The 17840-nt window shown below is 39.8% G+C and carries 11 protein-coding genes; 3 read left to right on the forward strand and 8 right to left on the reverse strand.

What is annotated here, in order from left to right:
• Positions 1–98 precede the first annotated feature (98 nt).
• Complete coding sequence (locus ACLCDL_RS00350) at positions 99–701, forward strand: hypothetical protein (protein WP_423145991.1); 603 nt, start codon at positions 99–101, stop codon at positions 699–701.
• 124 nt (positions 702–825) lie between these two features.
• On the opposite strand, the gene ACLCDL_RS00355 is transcribed toward ACLCDL_RS00350, so the two are convergent.
• From ACLCDL_RS00355 to ACLCDL_RS00365, 3 genes are all read right to left on the reverse strand, one after another.
• The gene (locus ACLCDL_RS00355; RefSeq protein ID WP_423145992.1) at positions 826–1929 is read right to left on the reverse strand and encodes a glycoside hydrolase family 130 protein; all 1104 of its coding nucleotides are present in this window, start codon (positions 1927–1929) and stop codon (positions 826–828) included.
• A 175-nt stretch (positions 1930–2104) separates the two neighbouring features.
• Positions 2105–3880 carry a M56 family metallopeptidase gene (locus ACLCDL_RS00360; protein ID WP_423145993.1) on the reverse strand — a complete coding sequence of 592 codons (1776 nt, stop codon included), beginning with the start codon at positions 3878–3880 and terminating at the stop codon, positions 2105–2107.
• Positions 3881–3884: 4 nt separating this feature from the next.
• Entirely contained in the window at positions 3885–4265 is a 381-nt protein-coding gene (locus ACLCDL_RS00365; protein WP_423145994.1) for a BlaI/MecI/CopY family transcriptional regulator, read from the reverse strand.
• Between the two features lie 230 nt (positions 4266–4495).
• Here ACLCDL_RS00365 and ACLCDL_RS00370 point away from each other — a divergent pair, with 230 nt between their 5' ends.
• Together ACLCDL_RS00370 and ligD are read left to right on the forward strand one after the other, a co-directional pair.
• On the forward strand, positions 4496–5518 hold the full coding sequence (locus tag ACLCDL_RS00370) for a hypothetical protein (protein WP_423145995.1): 1023 nt from the start codon (positions 4496–4498) through the stop codon (positions 5516–5518).
• Positions 5519–5616: 98 nt separating this feature from the next.
• Positions 5617–7650 carry a DNA ligase D gene (gene ligD / locus ACLCDL_RS00375; protein WP_423145997.1) on the forward strand — a complete coding sequence of 678 codons (2034 nt, stop codon included), beginning with the start codon at positions 5617–5619 and terminating at the stop codon, positions 7648–7650.
• An 85-nt stretch (positions 7651–7735) separates the two neighbouring features.
• On the opposite strand, the gene ACLCDL_RS00380 is transcribed toward ligD, so the two are convergent.
• From ACLCDL_RS00380 to ACLCDL_RS00400, 5 genes are all read right to left on the reverse strand, one after another.
• Positions 7736–8359 carry a gluconate 2-dehydrogenase subunit 3 family protein gene (locus tag ACLCDL_RS00380; RefSeq protein ID WP_423145998.1) on the reverse strand — a complete coding sequence of 208 codons (624 nt, stop codon included), beginning with the start codon at positions 8357–8359 and terminating at the stop codon, positions 7736–7738.
• Between the two features lie 3 nt (positions 8360–8362).
• Positions 8363–10105: a GMC family oxidoreductase gene (locus ACLCDL_RS00385; RefSeq protein ID WP_423145999.1), complete on the reverse strand. Its 1743-nt coding sequence runs from the start codon at positions 10103–10105 to the stop codon at positions 8363–8365.
• 87 nt (positions 10106–10192) lie between these two features.
• Positions 10193–12484: a GH92 family glycosyl hydrolase gene (locus ACLCDL_RS00390; protein ID WP_423146000.1), complete on the reverse strand. Its 2292-nt coding sequence runs from the start codon at positions 12482–12484 to the stop codon at positions 10193–10195.
• 148 nt (positions 12485–12632) lie between these two features.
• The gene (locus ACLCDL_RS00395) at positions 12633–14162 is read right to left on the reverse strand and encodes a RagB/SusD family nutrient uptake outer membrane protein (RefSeq protein WP_423146001.1); all 1530 of its coding nucleotides are present in this window, start codon (positions 14160–14162) and stop codon (positions 12633–12635) included.
• Positions 14163–14193: 31 nt separating this feature from the next.
• A complete protein-coding gene (locus tag ACLCDL_RS00400; RefSeq protein ID WP_423146002.1) occupies positions 14194–17643 on the reverse strand; it encodes a TonB-dependent receptor in 3450 nt (1149 codons plus the stop codon).
• Positions 17644–17840: the final 197 nt, after the last annotated feature.

The raw sequence follows: 17840 nt of genomic DNA on the forward strand, positions 1-17840 counted from the left end.
ACCACCTGTAACAATTTCTTTATGGGTTCTAAAACTTCTGCTACCGAATCAGACAGTGTTCTGATAGAACGTGAAAGGCAAAAACCAAACGCCAGTTAATGCTCTATCTTTTGATGGGAATAATTTCATGCATGGGCCTTATACTCGTATTCAGAGGAACGGATGGCACCCGCAAGGTAGATATTGATATCACTAAAGGAAAATTTGCTTTCAGTGTAGACAAACCGATTGTAGAACAGGTAAATCAATCTACTGTAAGCACTACTGTACGGGGAGAAAAAGTAGATTTTACGACCGGTGTAATCGAACCTAAGGTAATTGACCAGATACAAAAGGAAAATATTACTATTAGCCCCGAAAGCTTTACCGGAAAAAATTTAATAAATAAGGAAGCTGGCTTTGTATTAACTGTAGAGCATCCCGAGCGTTACCGGCTTTCTTATAGTGCAGAAGGACTCACAAATTCATACATTCCTATAAATACCATTACCAGCAGTTATGGAAACGTTAATGTAAACCGCTCAGAATCAACTCCCGGTTATGATTTTCCTACCCAGGTTGAAGCAGGACTGCAATTAATTCTGAATGCCGGATATATAAACAGCCTGCCTGAAATTCATTATGATCAATCAAAAACTACTGCCTTTTTAACTTACAACAACCAGCAACCGGCGGTATCAGCTATCAGAAAGTCACACTGAAAAATGGGCTTGTATACATTGCTTCGGCAAATTACAATGCTGTTCTTACTCCCGAGCAGGAAAAAAACGACCTTATTAACATGGTAGCTTCTTTAACAGTTATCCGAGATTAAAATCGTAACTTTTATTTTTTACTTTCAGCTACCGCGACTTTCGAATCGGCGGTACCATAATATAAAAGCCACCTGTTTTTAAAATAAACAAGCCCTTCTATAAACACAGTACCTGCCGTGTATTGGCCTGTTATCTCGTACTGCTTTTCCGGTTTTATAAAATAAACGTCTGACCTGTCGAGCAGTTTAGCAGGATCTTTAGGGTCAAGTAAAGCCTGTCCGGCAGAATAAGTATTAACAGGAAGATCGGGATCGCCATCATTTTCTGCATTTTTGCCGTTATACAAAAAAACAATTCCTTTATCAGTTACAACTGCAGGAGGGCCGGGCTCAACCAATCCGCTGTCAAATTTCCCCTTCCGCATGGTAAAAACCTTCAATAACTCGCCATTCTGATCCAGCACGGGAGTCCAGTTTACCAGATCTGTAGATGTGGCAAGATTTATTGTTGCCTCATTCCAGTACATCCAGTATTTTCCATTTATTTTTTTAGCAAGGAACTTTCCTCCTTTCAGTTCGCATATAACAGATGCTGATTTTGACCATATTTCTTTAAACTTTCCACCATATGCTTTCTCAAAAGCTGAACCATGTTTTGTCCAGTGTATCAGGTCTTTAGAAGTTGCTACTCCTATCCTTGCAAGTTTTCTATCCCACATGGTATAAGTCATTACAAAAGTTCCATCGGCAGACTGTACTACCCTCGGATCTTCACAACCTCCATCCCATTCGTACTTTTTAGAAATGTCATTAGCGGGATATACCACAGGGTGAGGATAACGTTTAAAATTCTTTCCATCCTCACTAACAGCAAGGCCTATCCTGGATGTATGGCCTCCTATCCCCGTACCGGTAGAATCTTCTGCACGATACAGAAGATATACTTTATTGTCTTTAACAACTGCTGCGGGATTAAAAACATGCATTGCCTCCCACGCTACGTTGGTATTACGCATAGGATCTCGAAAAACAGTATTTTGTGCAGGCCGAAGAATCGGATTTACTTCATCAATTTTATAAAAAGGCCCTAACATCCAATCTTTCAACTGACTTTCCTGGCCTTTAGAAGACAATGCAGCCAACAGTGCAGAACAAAACAAGAAAACTTTTTTCATATGGTAAGTCTTAGCATTCTCTAATTTATGATTTTTTTGTTTAGGTGTTTCAGTAAGAAATGTGGATTTTTTATCCTTCTGCTTTCCTTTTTCTTTATTAAAGAGAGAAGTCATAACTGCATAAAAAAAACCGCCACCTAAACAGATGACGGTTATTATCTTTTAAGATCAGCTACTATTTCTGTTCGGCCGACTCCGTCTTTTCGCTTTCCATCTTTTTCATTAATTCTTCCTGTTTCTCTCCCAAAGTCTCCATTTTCTTTTCAAAATCTGAATTTTTCCATTTCTCTGCCAGTTCCTGGCTTTTCTTATCCAGTTCGGTTTGCTTTTTCTGCCATTCGCTGTCAAACTTTTTCTGAAATTCTTCAGCTTTTTTCTGAAATTCCAATTGTTTTTTCTGCCATTCAGGATTATTAAATTTCTTCTGAAACTCTTCAGCTTTTAAACTAAACTCTTTCTGATGTTTCTTCCATTCATCGGTGTTTAAAGCTTTCTTGCTCCACTCCTGTGCTTTTTGCTGAAACTCCGCCTGCATTTTCTTCCATTCGGGATTGTCATAAAACTTACGCATTTCTTCTGCATTCTTTTGTATCTCAGACTGGAGCTGTTTCCACTCCTGACTATCAAAATGCTTTTTCATTGCCACAGCATTTTTTTGTATTTCCTGCTGCTGTTTTTTCCATTCATCACTTGCAAAAAACTTCTTTTGTTCTTCTGCAACTTTTTTCATGGCTTCGGCATTTTTCTGAATTTCTTTCTGCAGATCTTTCCATTCTTTACTGTTGTAAAAAGCATTGGAAGTATCTTGAACAACAATCCTGTTATCCTTATCTGTCTCTATAGTTTTACTGTCTTTTTTGACAACCTTATGAGTAGTATCAGTTCTGTTTACCTGTATTGCCTTTACCGTATTTTCAATTGTTTTAACAGTATCTTGTTGAGGAAAAGCTAAAGTTTTCTTCTCTTTTAGTGTAGGAATAGCCCATGCAAGAGATATTCCAACGCTAACAATTGCAGCAAGTGCAATAAAGCCATGTGTGGGAGACGTTTTTAATTTATTCATAATAGTTAATCGTTTAATTCGGGTTAATAGCGGGTATTTATCTGCTCCTTTTGCAGCCATTGCAAATACATTATCGTTGCGGTTTTCTTCAAGAATCAACAGTGCTTTTGCATAGCTAACTGCGTCCTCTGTATTTATAAGTACACTTTCATCGCAGCAGTATTCTCTTTGCCTTTCAATTTCTTTTGAGATAAGCCAGACACAAGGATTGAAAAACAAGGCCGTTTCCATGAGCCGCTGAAAGATGTTAAACAGGTAATCGTTCCGTTTTATATGCGCCAGCTCGTGGAGCAGAATAGCTTCAACCTGCCCGACACTTAACCTGTTCAACATAGCAACGGGAACAATAATTGCGGGTTTTAAAAAGCCAACGGTAAAGGGGACTGCAATATTCCTGGAAACATAGAGGGTTATTTCTTTAAAAACTTTCGCTTTTTCTCTGAGCCGTTTAACCCTTTTAAGCCAGTCTTCATCTTCAAACAGAATTTCATTCCTTTTAATTTGAAGAATATCAAGCCAACCAGAAGTAAAACGGCTTATTTGAAAGGCCATACCAACAAAATACAGTACGGCAATTAATCTGGCATTTTGTTGCTGCCACAGGAGCAGATTCTCCAGCAGGCTTTTACTGTTTGAAGAAACGGAATAACTTATATTCACGCTATTAGAGATAATATCTGTTTTACTATAATATAAGGAAGCGAGTGATAGAACAAAAAGCCCGAAACTAAGCGTTAGCGAAGAATATAAAATCCAATACTTTGTGTTGGCAGATAAAGATGATATTACCTTAAACAGGAATTTAATAAATCCTAAGATCACCAGTGTCTGCATACAAGACAGAAATATGGTTTCGCTTAACGCTGAAATAAAAGCGGATGTATTCATGATGCTATTTATTTTGATCCAATTCGTCGAGGTATTTTCTGATCATTTCTATTTCCTCTTTCGAAGACTTCTGGTTATTCAGTGCCTGCATAACCAATTGGGCTGAAGAACCGTTAAAAACAGAATCGATCATTTTATTCAGCATATTTCGCTGTGCATCTTTCCTGCTGATAAGCGGCTTAAAAATGTGAGTACGTGTACTGCTGTCACGTTCCAGCATTCCTTTGTCATACATTATTTGCATCAATTTCAAAGTCGTGGTGTATCCCACTTCTTTTCCTTTTGACCTGGATAAGCTTTCATTCACTTCCCGTACGGTTGCAGAACCAAGCTGCCACAGCACCTGTAATATTTCCAGTTCGCTTTCTGTTGGTTTAATATTCATATACGAATGTTTTCGTAAACAATTATACGAAAGATTTCGTAACAACAAAAAATATTTAACATTTTTTTTAAGGCAAGAAATTAACCTCTTTCTAACCCTCTAATTTTAATTAAGTAATTAGTTATAAAAATCCTCAATTTTATTCTAAAATCTTTAAAAGAAATTCCTTCTCACATTTGTTCTCAAAAGTAAAAAAGGCAATTACAGAGAATTTCTATCGTTATTAAGAAGTGAGTTTAAGAATAAGATTGGTATTTGTTATTTTATTTTTTTGTTGGGGAGCATACGCTCAGCAAAAGGAAAAAAGCTTGTCCATAAGCTGTTACGTAAATCCTGAATTATATCTTAAAGCCGGAATAATCGCTTATGTAAGCGATAAAGCTGCACATACCTATTGCAAAGGAAGCTATGTAACCTTATACAATGGGAGCAGCAATTCCGTATTTTACAGATTCAGTAAGTCCGGTAACTGGAGAGAAGTGCAATCGAAACAACGTGTTATAATTCCTGCCCGTTCTACACATTCTGCCAAAACACAACTCTCGGTAGTTTCTCTGAGCATTAGGTACACAGAAGAAATCAGCGGCGATGTTGGGAGCAAAATCAGTTCTATTGCAAAGATGAATGCACAATCGGATAAGGCCAAAGCAAAGGGGCCGGCCGGAGTTATTGCATTTCCCGGTGAAAACAATACGCCAGGCGCCTCAAAAGGTACTACGTCAAAAACTATTCCTGCGCCTATAGCAAAAAGCAAATCAAAAGCTGCAGTAATTCAGCACAAACCACTCCAAAAAAGGCCGGAAAAACCAGCAGCAAAAAAAGAAGAATTTATAGAAGAAGAAGTAGAACCAACTTCACCCCGTTGTTTTCTTGCTGCAGACACAGCCTATTTCACTTTCTATTACATTAAGTTAAGAGATACCGTTTTATACTCAGATCCCTTCCCTGTTGAACGGTATGACAATCAAGAATCAGGTAAAAAATTGCTTTCAGAAGCATGGGGCTGCTTAAGTACTAAACTAATTGAACGCTTTGGCGAAGACACATACAACAATTGGCTTAATGACGTTGATCATGACCTGATGATTGGCTTAAACCATCTGCGCAACCCGCAATTTTCCTCGTCGGCGATTTTCCTGGATTATCCCTATACACATTCCTTTAGCGAAGCTAAAGCGGAGATGAGAAACTGGATGGAATTCGACAAAAAGAAAAGTCCGGGGATACAATTTGTAAAAATTGCTTTTCCTTAAGCTGCTCTCATCTTTGTCTTAACTGCTATTCAAACCAAAACGAAATTGTATTGGTTCTAATTTAGCTTCTGTATCTTTTTCAGGAGCCTAAGCAATTTATGAGAACTACAAAAAAATCAAATACAGCTCCTGCGGCAACCTTGGTAAATGAAACTGGAGTTATGCCTCAGGATTTAAAACCGATGCTTGCCACCCTGGTTGATAAAGCTTTTGATGAAGAAGGATGGATATATGAAATAAAATGGGACGGTTACCGGGCTATGGCCTATATAAAAAATGGAACTGTTGAATTAAAATCGAGAAATAATAACTCGTTCAACGAAAAGTTCTACCCAATAAGGCAACAGTTGGAACAATGGAATACAGAGGCAGTTGTTGATGGTGAAATTACCGTACTAAACGAAAAAGGAATTGCTGACTTCTCTGCATTGCAAACCTGGAGAAGCGAAGCAGACGGAGAGTTATTTTTTTATCTTTTTGATATAATATGGTATAAAGGCCGGAATTTAATGGAGCGACCTTTAAAAGAAAGGCGTGAATTATTGGAAAGTATCATCCCTGACGAAGGAAATATTAAACTGAGTAAATCTTTTGATGCCAAAGGAACTGATTTCTTCAAGGTAGCTGAGAAAATGGGATTGGAAGGAATCATTGCAAAAAAAATTGATAGTTTTTATTTTCCCGATACTAGATCAAAAGAATGGTTAAAAATCAAAACTGAAAAACACCAGGAATTGATAATTGGCGGTTATACCAAAAATGAAAATACCTCCCGACAGTTTAGTGCTTTGCTTTTAGGAATTTTTGAAAACAATGAATTTAAACATGTATGCCCGGTAGGAACAGGTTTCTCTGACAAATTGCAGACAGAAATACTTGAAAAACTAAAGCCCTTAATTATTCCTGAATGTCCTTTTAATCGCGTGCCGGAATATAACAAACCTTCCAGGTTTCGGCCAAACCCTCCTAAAGCAACGGTAACATGGGTTAAACCCGAAGTTGTTGTAGAAATAAGTTACCGAGAACTTACGAAAGACGGTGCGGTTCGGCATCCTTCATTTAAAGGTTTACGTGAAGACAAAAATGCGAAGGAAGTAGTCCGTGAGAAACCTGCCGACACAAATGAAGTTATAGACGAAGCTGAAGCGCTGCATCAGAAAAAGGTAATCAGCAGACCTGGAAAAAAGATAAGAAAATCGCTTTTAAACCCTGGGGATGAAACACAAGTGCGTGAGGTAAACGGCCACGAACTGAAGTTTACAAATTTGAGTAAGATATTCTGGCCGGATGAAAAAATAAGCAAGCGGGATATGCTAAATTATTATTACCAGGTGGCCCCATATATGCTGCCTTATTTAGTGGAAAGGCCGCAAACCCTGAACCGCTTTCCGAATGGAATTTATAAAAACAGCTTTTACCAGAAAGATGTTACCGGTAAAGTCCCTTCCTGGATAGAGACTTTCAGGTATTACAGCGAAGCCGACCAGCGATATAAAAATTTCATGGTCTGCACAAATGAAGCAAGCCTCCTGTACATTGCATCATTAGGCTGCATTGAGATCAATCCCTGGAGCAGCCGCTGTGAATCTCCGGACAATCCCGATTGGTGTATTATTGATCTCGATCCTGATAAAAATCCGTTTGAACAAGTTATTGAAACTGCCCAAATTACTAAACGGATTTTAGATGAGTCTAAGATTACATCCTATTGTAAAACATCCGGTTCTACAGGCTTGCATATTTATATACCCTTAGCAGCAAAATACACGTACGAGCAGTCAAAAGAATTTGGTCGGTTAGTTGCCAAAATCGTCCATTCACAATTGCCGGATTATACCAGTATTGAACGTTTAACTGAAAAAAGAAAGGGGAAGCTGTATATAGATTTTTTGCAAAACCGCCCTCAGGCAACCGTTGCAGCACCGTATTCTTTACGGCCCAAACCCGGCGCAACAGTTTCTATGCCATTACATTGGGACGAAGTGAAGATCGGGTTGCAAATGAAAGACTTTACTATTTTTAATGCGATGAGCCGGATAAAAGAGCAGGGAGATATTTTTAAGCCTGTACTTGGAAAAGGAATTAATATGGAACAGGCAATAAAAAAACTCGAGGGATTATTACAGCAATAAAAAAGCCTGTCGAAGAATCTGTAATGGATATAGAACAAAATTCTTCAACAGGCTCAGGAAATTTAAATATAAAGGAAAGACTTTACTATCCTTCTTTAAATCCGTATTTCGCTAAAACATCGGCAGGTACTCCCTCCCATTTGCCGGGTGAATTTCCTTTGTAGCCGATATCGTTTATACCCATTTTAGTGGTATAAAATCCCGAAGCGGTTAAATTGCGCATCCTATTGAAAAAAGCAACGCCCTGCTGCATTTCAGGTTTTGCTTTCATCGGATAAGCAATGTCATCCACTATTTCAATCTGCTGATCGGCTGTGCTGTCTTTAAAAGTCTTACCGAAACGATTAAGCGCCTGCAGATCCAGCCATCTTAACCCGCCCCGCATCGGAACCTGATGGTCAGGTATATCCTTTACAATAAATTCTATAAACTCCGGAACCTTCGCATCAGACGCACTTCCTGATACTTCATCTTTTGGAATAATAATATCAGCAAGTACAGTAATGGTTGCCATCTCGTGCTCTGTAAAAAAGGTTTCCTCCCGTAATTTTTTAAGGCGTTCTATCTCAAAGTCTTCACGTCCCGTTGTATCTGAAGTATCATTACCGGCTACAGCAGCAGTTTTGTTATCAGTTTTACACGCCTCCAGCAGTACTCCTGTACTCAGCGTTGTTAAGCCTATAAATTTTAACGATTCTCTTCTGTTCATGACCTAAACATTTTGTTTCTTACGTTGATTGATAATATACTCGGAGGTACGCATGGATAATGCGAGAATAGTCCATGTAGGATTTTTATCTCCCTGCTGCACAAACGGGGCTCCGTCAACTACGAACAGATTTTCGCAATCGTGCGCCTGGCACCATTTATTTAAGGCTGAAGTGCCGGGATCGTTACCCATCCGCACCGTACCTACTTCGTGAATAATCTCGCCGGGTTTTAAAAGTCCGTAATTTGTTTCAGGCCCCTGTACCTGCGAGGTAATAACAGCACCCATTCCATGCATTATTTCTTTAAAAGTTTCCTGCATGTGTTTTGCCTGTTTTATTTCGGCATCACTCCATTTATAATGGAAGCGCAATACAGGGATACCGTATTTATCTACCACGTTCGGATCGATTTCACAATAGTTTGATTCTCTTGCAATTGCCATTCCACGACCGGCCATACCAACCTGTGTGCCATAAAAACGGCGGTAATCATCCTTCAGCGCTTTACCATAACCACCTGCATCTTTCGTTTTTCCATTACGATCAGGAACCATTCCGTTAATAAACGGAACACCTCCACCAAATCCATAAGAAGGCATTCCCATTCCTCCCCAGTATTCGATGTGGTACCCTCTCGGGAAATCGAGCCTCTTATTATCCAGCCACCAGGGAGAGTAAATGTGCACACTTCCTACCCCATCTTCATTATACCGTTTCCGATCCATCAGTTGCGGTAAAAAGCCGGACATACCTGCGCCGGTAGAGTCGTGTAAATATTTTCCTACAATACCACTGCTGTTTGCCAGTCCGTTTGGATGATTGTTTGACTTAGAATTAAGCAGGATACGGGCAGATTCGGCAGCACTTGCAGCAAGGATAACAATTCCACCGTTTACCTGGTATTCCTGCATATCCTTTTTGTTTACATAAGATACTCCTACAGCCTTTCCATCTTTTCCGGTAATTACTTCACGCACCATTGCGTTTGATATTACTTCGAGATTACCTGTCTTTAAAGCGGGAATTACCAGCGCAGAAGATGAAGAGAAATCAGCATAGATCTTACAGCTGCGGTTACATTGCCCGCAGAAAAAGCAGGCATGCCGATCGTTGTTTCCGGGCAGGGCTTCGGTAAGTACAGATCCTCTTCCCGGAATAACTTTTACTCCGGCCTTCTTTGCACCTTCTTTAATAAAAAGTTCATTTAAACGGGGTTTTGGCGGTGGAAGAAAGATTCCATCCGGCTCGCTTTCTATTCCTTCGACAGTACCGTACACACCAATTAAACGGTCTACCTTATCGTAATAAGGTTTTACATCTTCGTAGCTGATCGGCCAGTCATCGGTAGCTCCGTCATAACTTTTCCCTTTAAAATCTGTAGGGCCCATCCTTAAAGAAATTCTTCCCCAGTGGTTAGTCCTTCCGCCCAGCATTCGCGACCTGAACCATTCAAATTCTGTCTTGTCTTTTCGTGTATAAGGTTCTCCGTCTATTTCCCAGCCTCCGAAAGCTGCGTCAAAATCACCAAAAGGCCTTACGGTTGAAGCTCCCCTTCTTGGAGATTCCCACGACCATTTTAGCTGTAAAGAATCCTTAGCAGGATCAAAAAAAGGACCGGCTTCCAGCATCAATACTTTAACACCCGCCTTGGCAAGTGTATATCCTGCCATTCCTCCGCCTGCACCTGAGCCCACGATGATCACATCGTACTTTTTAGGGGATTTTTTTATTTGAAAATCACTCATATTGGGTTAATAATAGGTCTGTTATCACTGATTAAATTTAAAGGAATTTTTTCCAGTTCAATAATGATAACAAATTGTTATACATCGTTATTTTTTAATATTACTGTTAGAGAATGAATAAGGGAAACTTTCTGGTTTTATGCCACGTTGTTTATTTGGATTTGATGACATCCTGAAATCAATAGTTGCCCCTTTCATTAAGGATGAATGGCTCAGCCAGTTTTTTGTATAGTCTGCTCCGTTCAGCTTCATATCCTGAATATACCTGTTCTCCTCACTATTATCTGTAGAATTGATTATGATCTGTTTTCCGTTTTCCAATTTAATAGTAACCTTTTTAAATAAAGGGGCTCCAATTACATACTGATCGGTAGCCGGCGTAACCGGATAAAATCCCATAGAAGAAAAAACATACCAGGCAGAAGTTTGACCGTTATCTTCATCTCCGCAATATCCATCAGGCGTTGCTTTATACAAACGGTTCAAAACCTCCCGAACCCAGTATTGCGCTTTCCATGGTTCTCCTGCATAATTATATAAATAGATCATGTGCTGGATAGGCTGATTTCCATGCGCATACTGTCCCATGTTTGCAATTTGCATTTCACGAATTTCATGAATAACTGAATTATAATAACTCTCATCGAATATGGGAGGAAGGGCAAATACCGAATCTAGTTTATTTACAAATTGTTCACGTCCACCCATTAAATTAATTAGTCCCTGCACGTCATGAAAAACCGACCACGTATAATGCCAGCTATTTCCTTCGGTAAAGGCATCGCCCCATTTAAACGGATTAAAAGGCGACATGAATTTTCCGTCTTTATTTTTACCACGCATCAGGCCTGTACTTTTATCAAACAGGTTGCGGTAGTTCTGGCTGCGGCGTGCATATAAATCCAGTTCTTTCTTCGGTTTGTTTAATGCCTTTCCTAACTGGTAAATAGCAAAATCATCGTATGCATATTCAAGCGTTCTTGCTGCATTTTCATTGATTTTTACGTCGTAAGGTACATATCCTAAGGAATTATAATATTGTACTCCCCTTCTTCCTACCGCATCTATAGGGCCTTCGTTATTAGCACCATGCTTAAGCGCCTCGTACAGTTTTTCAATATCGTATCCACGCATTCCCTTTATGTAGGCATCAGCTACAACAGAGGCCGAATTATTGCCGATCATGACATTTGAATACCCGGGGCTGGACCATTCCGGCAGCCATCCTCCTTCTTTATAATCGTTAATAAGTCCTTCCTGCATTTCTTTGTTAATGGAAGGATAAACAAGATTTAAGAAAGGATATAAGGCACGGAATGTATCCCAAAAACCGGTGCCTGCAAACATATAACCCGGTAAAACTTTACCATTATACGGGCTCCAGTGAACAATCTGGTTGTTTTTATCAAGTTCATAAAGTTTATTGGGAAAAAACAGCGTCCGGTAAAGGCATGAATAAAAAGTCCGTAACTGATCGATACTTCCTCCTTCTGCCTTAACACGGCTTAAGCGCTCAGACCAGATTTCTTTTGCCTTACTTTTTGTTTGCTCAAAGCTGTCGTTTGCCAGCTCCCGTTCAAGGTTTAGAAGGGCCTGATCATGACTTATAAAAGAAGAAGCTACTTTTAAATTAACCTGTTCTCCTTTTTTGGTTTTAAATCCGATAACCGCCCCGGTATGATTTGATTCAAGCTCTTGTTTTCCAGGATAAAATTTCGCACCATCCCAAGCTCCGTTAATTGTAAAATCTTTATCAAACTGTACCACGAAGTAGTTCTTAAAATTTTTCAAGTCGCCACTTGCGTATTTTGTGCTGTACCCGATGACCATTCTTTTTTCAGGGATGATCTTTACGTACGACCCTTTATCAAAAGCATCTATAATTACATACGCACTGTCTGTTTTAGGATAAGTCAGCCGGAATTGAGCAGCACGTTCTGTTGGCGTAATTTCTGCCGTCACATCGTGATCGGCCAGGTAAACGCTGTAATAATAAGGCTTAGCTATTTCGGCTTTGTGTGAAAACCAGCTTGCCCTTTCATCCTGATTTATTTTCAGCTTTCCTGTTACCGGCATTATCGCAAACTGCCCGTAATCGTTCATCCACGGAGACGGCTGGTGCGTTTGCTTAAACCCCCTGATCTTATCTGCATTGTACGTATAAGCCCAACCATCACCCATTTTACCCGTTTGGGGTGTCCAGAAATTCATGCCCCACGGCACAGCTATCGCAGGATAGGTATTTCCGTTAGAAAGAGAAGGTTTTGAATCGGAACCCATTAAAGGATTAACAAGTTCCACAGGTTCAAAAGACTGTAAATTCTGTCCAAATACATTTACACTAAAAAATAAAAGCAGGAAAGCAAAAATTCTATTCATCGAACAATAAGGTATACAAGAAAATAATAACGGTTTATTATATAAAGAACGACCAAATTAAGGGTATTTTCTATAATTAAAGATTTGTAACGTATATTTTAGAAATAAGGCTCCCCATAATTGAGGGAAGCCTTATTAGGAAACCTGTTCAATATCCAGGATTTTGCGGAGTAAGATTTGGATTGTTCTTCATCTCGTTGGTTGGCAGCGGAAACAATAAATGCTTTTCCGCTAGTACCGGACCATAACTGAATGCATGACCAACAAAATCATCAAAATTATTAGTTGACTCGTTGTAAACTTTTCTCAAACGGATCATATCAAACCAGGTTAAATTATTGTAGCAGAGCTCATGCCAGCGTTCGCGCCATACTGCTTCACGAAAAGCCGTCTGGCTTAAACCTGACAATGCAGGTAAAGAAGCCCGGGCTCTAATATCATTTAACGCTTTATATGCAATATTATTAGGTGCTCCATCAGCTTCATTTTGTGCTTCAGCATACATTAAAAGTAAGTCCGAATAAAGAAGGTTAGGAATATTTAAATCACTGCGGGCACTACCAGGAGAACCTAATGTTCCGTGAGCAGGGATATCAAATAATTTATAGATATAAGGTTTATTCAGATCTTTTAAGGGTCCGCTTCCACCATCATAATATTTGGTATAGAAGAATTGCTGCTCCTGCACCCGTTTATCTCCTGCTTCAAAGGAATTGTAAAACGACACCGTTGGTACAGTGCTTCCCACTTCTGTACTGAAAGCTGATACATCTTTAAAATTAGGCAATAAAACCGACTGTAAGCCATTATTATCGGCTACAGAAGCTAAATATTGGATTTCAAAGATATGCTCACCTTTATTCTCTTGGGCCAAACTATGAAGATCACTGTAAGACGGAAAAAGAAAATAAGCGCCGCTACTGATTACTTCATTCGCTTTATCGGCAGCAAGCTTATAATATTGCTGGCCAAGATTTAAAGGATTGCCGGCCATAGTAAGATACACTTTTGCAAGTAACGTCTTTACAGCCCCTAACGAAGCTCTTCCTGAGTTATCAGCCATTGGCAAACCTGAAGCTTCTGCTGCAGTAAGATCTGCTACAATCTGGCTGTACACCTCTTCTGTTTTTGCACGGGAGGGTTTCAATTCCGGAGAAGTGGCATTAACAGGGGCTGTGAGTAAAGGAACATCACCCCATAATCTTACTAAATAAAAATAAGACCATGCCCGCAAAAATTGTGCTTCGCCCAGTATTTTTTTCTTTTCCGCTTCATCCATGGGGTTAATACCGGGAACTTTTTCCAGAACCAGATTGGTTTGTGCTATCACGCTGTAAAGGCCATTCCACCAGTTGTTAAGATGAACGTTATCTCCGTTATACACCAACGACTGGAGATTATTTAAATCTGTATTCTGGCCTGTTTCTGTACTGGCCGTACCGGTTACCATCTCTAACATGGAGTAATTCTGGGAAAAAATACCGGCCCCGCCACCAATAAAGCGGGTTTGAGCATACGCGGCGGCAATAGCTGCTGTAGCATGTTCCGGTAAAGTATAATAACTTTCGGGACCGAGATTAGAGGGGTCCTGTTCTTCTAAAAATGAAGAGCAGGATGTAGCTGACAGTGCTACTGTCAAAATTAATCCGGCAATAATATGTTGATATCGTGATTTCATAATTCAAATATTGTTATGTTAATAACCAGTATTAAAGACCCACGTTCAGCCCTAACAAATACGTAGTGGGTTTAGGATAGTCGAAAAAGGTTTGCCCCTGAGCAAATGAATTAGAATAAGTTGTTACTTCCGGATCATTTCCACTGAATTTGGTATTGAGGAAGAAATTCTGAACCGAACCATAAACACGTAAGCGGCTTACCCGTAATTTCTTGGCTATTGCTGAAGAGAAATTATAGCCCAGTAACAGGTTTTTACCACGAAGAAAAGATCCGTCTTCTACCCAGTGGCTATCCACATTAGTAACATAACCAGCACGTGTATCGCGTATAGCAGCAATCGGGGTATTTTGATTGTCGGGAGTCCAGGCATTTAAAACCGATGCGAAGCTATTAGCAATCCCTACACGATCCTCGCCCGAGTGGTGCGTTTGATTGAGCACATCGTTACCATAAGAGTATTGAAGCTCTAAGGTAAGATCGAAATTTTTGTAGGTGAAATTATTGAAAAAAGAACCATAAGCGTCTGGATTATTATTGCCGATTATTACCCGGTCTGCATCGTTAATAGCATAATCACCGTTTACATCCAGGTATTTAATATCCCCTGGCAAAATTGGCTTTCCACCGCGATAACTTGCGAACTTTGCTGCTTCAGCCGCTTCATCAGTTCCCCAGGTTCCCATGCGTACCAGGCCGTAAAATGACCCTACCGGTTTTCCAACCTGTATAATCCCTGTATTACTTAAAAAGTTAGGGTTTCCGTCAAAAATAGGAGCAGGAGTTGCTAATGACAGTACCTTGTTTCTGTTCATTGAAATATTGAAGGTGCTCTTCCAGGTAAAATTTTCGCTGTTTACATTGACCGTATTAATAGCTAATTCAATTCCTTTATTTTCAAGACTTCCAATATTTTGCTTAATGGTACTATATCCGCTTGAACGAGGCAAAGGAACATCCAGCAGCATATCCGTTGTTTTACGGTAATAAACATCCGCCTCTAGCGAAATTCTGTCTCTAAACAACCCGAGTTCTAAACCGGCATCGTATTGGGTGGTCTTCTCCCATTTCAGGTCAGGATTTGCAAGCCTCGAAGTTCCTACGCCGGTTACCTTTGCATCATTAAAAATTGCTGAATAGCCGGATCCGAGTAATGCCAGGGCAGAATAAGGATCGATTTCAGAGTTACCCGTTACACCCATACTGGTGCGTAATTTAAGATTAGAAATTGTTTCATTATCCTTTAAAAAATCTTCATCGGATACTCTCCAAGCCAGTGCCGCTGAAGGAAAAAAGGCATACTTATGATTTTCACCAAACTTCGAAGAGCCGTCTATCCGGCCGGTTAAAGTAAGGAGGTATTTATTTTGAAGGGAATAATTGATCCGGCCGAAATAAGAATTAAAGGCAAAACGTGAACGATAAGAACTCGACGGATTCTGAACACTACCGGCACCTAAGTTATTATTTCCGAAATAGTCAGTAGAAAAATTCTGCGCATCAGCATCAAATCCAAAAATATTGGTTTCTTGCCAGGATATACCCAATAAACCGGTAAAAGAATGAATATCATTAATCTTTTTATTATAAGTCAAGTAGTTCTCCAAAGACCAATAAGACTCCCTGTTGCTGTTTAGATGTGCCCGGCCTTTTTGGTCTAAAGAAATACTGTGCAGGCTTCTTCCGTTGTATTCATTCCGTCCTCTGCTCACAATGTTCGCACCTAACACCGTACGCATTTCTAAACCCTTTGCGAACTGGATATTAGAATATACATTTCCTAAGGTAGTTTGGGTATTAAGAATATATTTTCTGTCGGTTAATATATGTACGGGATTTGAACCGCCTTCAGCACCTGGATACAGGTAATTATCGCCCCATGAACCGTCTGCAAATTTTACCGGCATAAAAGGGAATGCTTCCGTAATCATTCTTACAGAATTTAATCCGCCTGTTCCTATATCTACCAGGTTCTCTTCCTGATTATTATAGCTGATGTCTCCTCCTACTTTAATCCAGTTTTTCACCTGACTGTCAAAGGTAAACCGACCAGAATACCGTGTTAAGTAAGAGTTCTTAAGCAATCCATTATCATCCCGGTAACCTACAAAAATACCGTAGGTGCTTTTTTCATCACCATTGGTAAAACTTATCTGATGATTTTGCGAAAGTTTTTGCTGAGTCGATTCTTCAAGCCAATCTGTATTATAGAGAGGATTACCGTTACTATCAAAAAGCTTAGGTAAACTTTTTCTTTTTTCCCTGGGATCTATCAAGGATGCGTAGTTACCTGCAGCCCAGCCTTCCGGATCGTAAACCTTAATATTATCATAAGCCAGATTTTCTACCTGCAGATACTCGTTTGCGTCCAGCATTTCAACACGATGAGGACCGATAGTAGGTGTACTGAACTGAACATCGTAATTAATTCTGCCACCCACCCCGGGAGTACCTCTTTTTGTTGTAATGAGTACAACTCCATTTGCACCTCTTGCACCATAAATGGCCGTTGCAGAAGCATCTTTTAAAACCTCTACCGATTCAATATCACTTGGATTGATATAATCGATAGCGTTTGAGTTTTGAGTTTGCGACCCTACAGGAAGCATTACGCCATCTACAACATACAGTGGGTTATTGGAGCTTTTAATGGAACTAAAACCGCGAATACGGATATTTGTCTGACCACCCGGCCTTCCGGAATTGGTATTAACCTGTACTCCGGCCATCCTTCCTGCCAGCTGTTCGTTTAGTGAGCTTGCCGGCCGTTCCTGCAACTGGCTTGATTTAACTGAGCTTACAGCACCTGTTAAGTCGGATTTTAGCTGGGTACCATAACCAATTACAACGACTTCATTCAGTGCCTGCGAATTTTCCAGCAAACGTACATCAATTTGAGTGCGGTTATTAATTGCTACTTCCTGCGTAGTGAAACCAATGAAACTAAACACAAGGGTACCGTTTCCATTACTGGCTGTTATTGAATAGTTACCGTTTACATCAGTTACCGTTCCTACATTGGTCCCTTTTATTTTAACACTTACTCCAGGCAGCGGCTGGCCCTTATTATCAGTAACTGTGCCTTGTATCGTTTGTAATGACAGGGCCTTTGTTCCGTGCACTTCATCCTTTTTTCGCAAAACAATCGTTTGCTGGAAGATCTTGTAAGTAAGAGGCTGATCTTTAAGACACTGGTTCAGGGCTTCCTCTACCAAAACGTTTGCAACGTTAATATTAATCTTTCCGGCGCTGGCAATATCTTTCTTTTCATATAAAAAGTGATAACCTGTTTGCTCTTCAATCAAGCGTAAGATTTTTTCAACAGAAGTGTTCTTTTGCTGAAGAGAAACGATCTGGCTATAACTTTTAGCACTTACGTTTGTAAGGGCCGCAAATATTAGAATGGCAGTAAGCTTCATAGCCAATAGAATTTTGAACAAGGGAGGCCATGAGGTGGGCCTCGATTCAGAATTAAAATTCATAGTTTTGTAATGTTTGGGTGAACAATAGTTTTCAATTTTCCAGATTGGACTCACAGTACCCAGATTTACCGGGAAAGTGCCGCAAACACTTCCCGGTTTTTCTGTCTCTATGCATCAATAGTACAGGTGTGCCTCCTGTATCAGGTAATGGTTGCTGTTTTTTTCATAGTAGTTTTTAGTTTAGTCAGTAGTTATGT

It is taken from the genome of Rubrilithobacter danxiaensis (assembly GCF_047272945.1).
Taxonomy (GTDB): domain Bacteria; phylum Bacteroidota; class Bacteroidia; order Sphingobacteriales; family Sphingobacteriaceae; genus Rubrolithibacter; species Rubrolithibacter danxiaensis.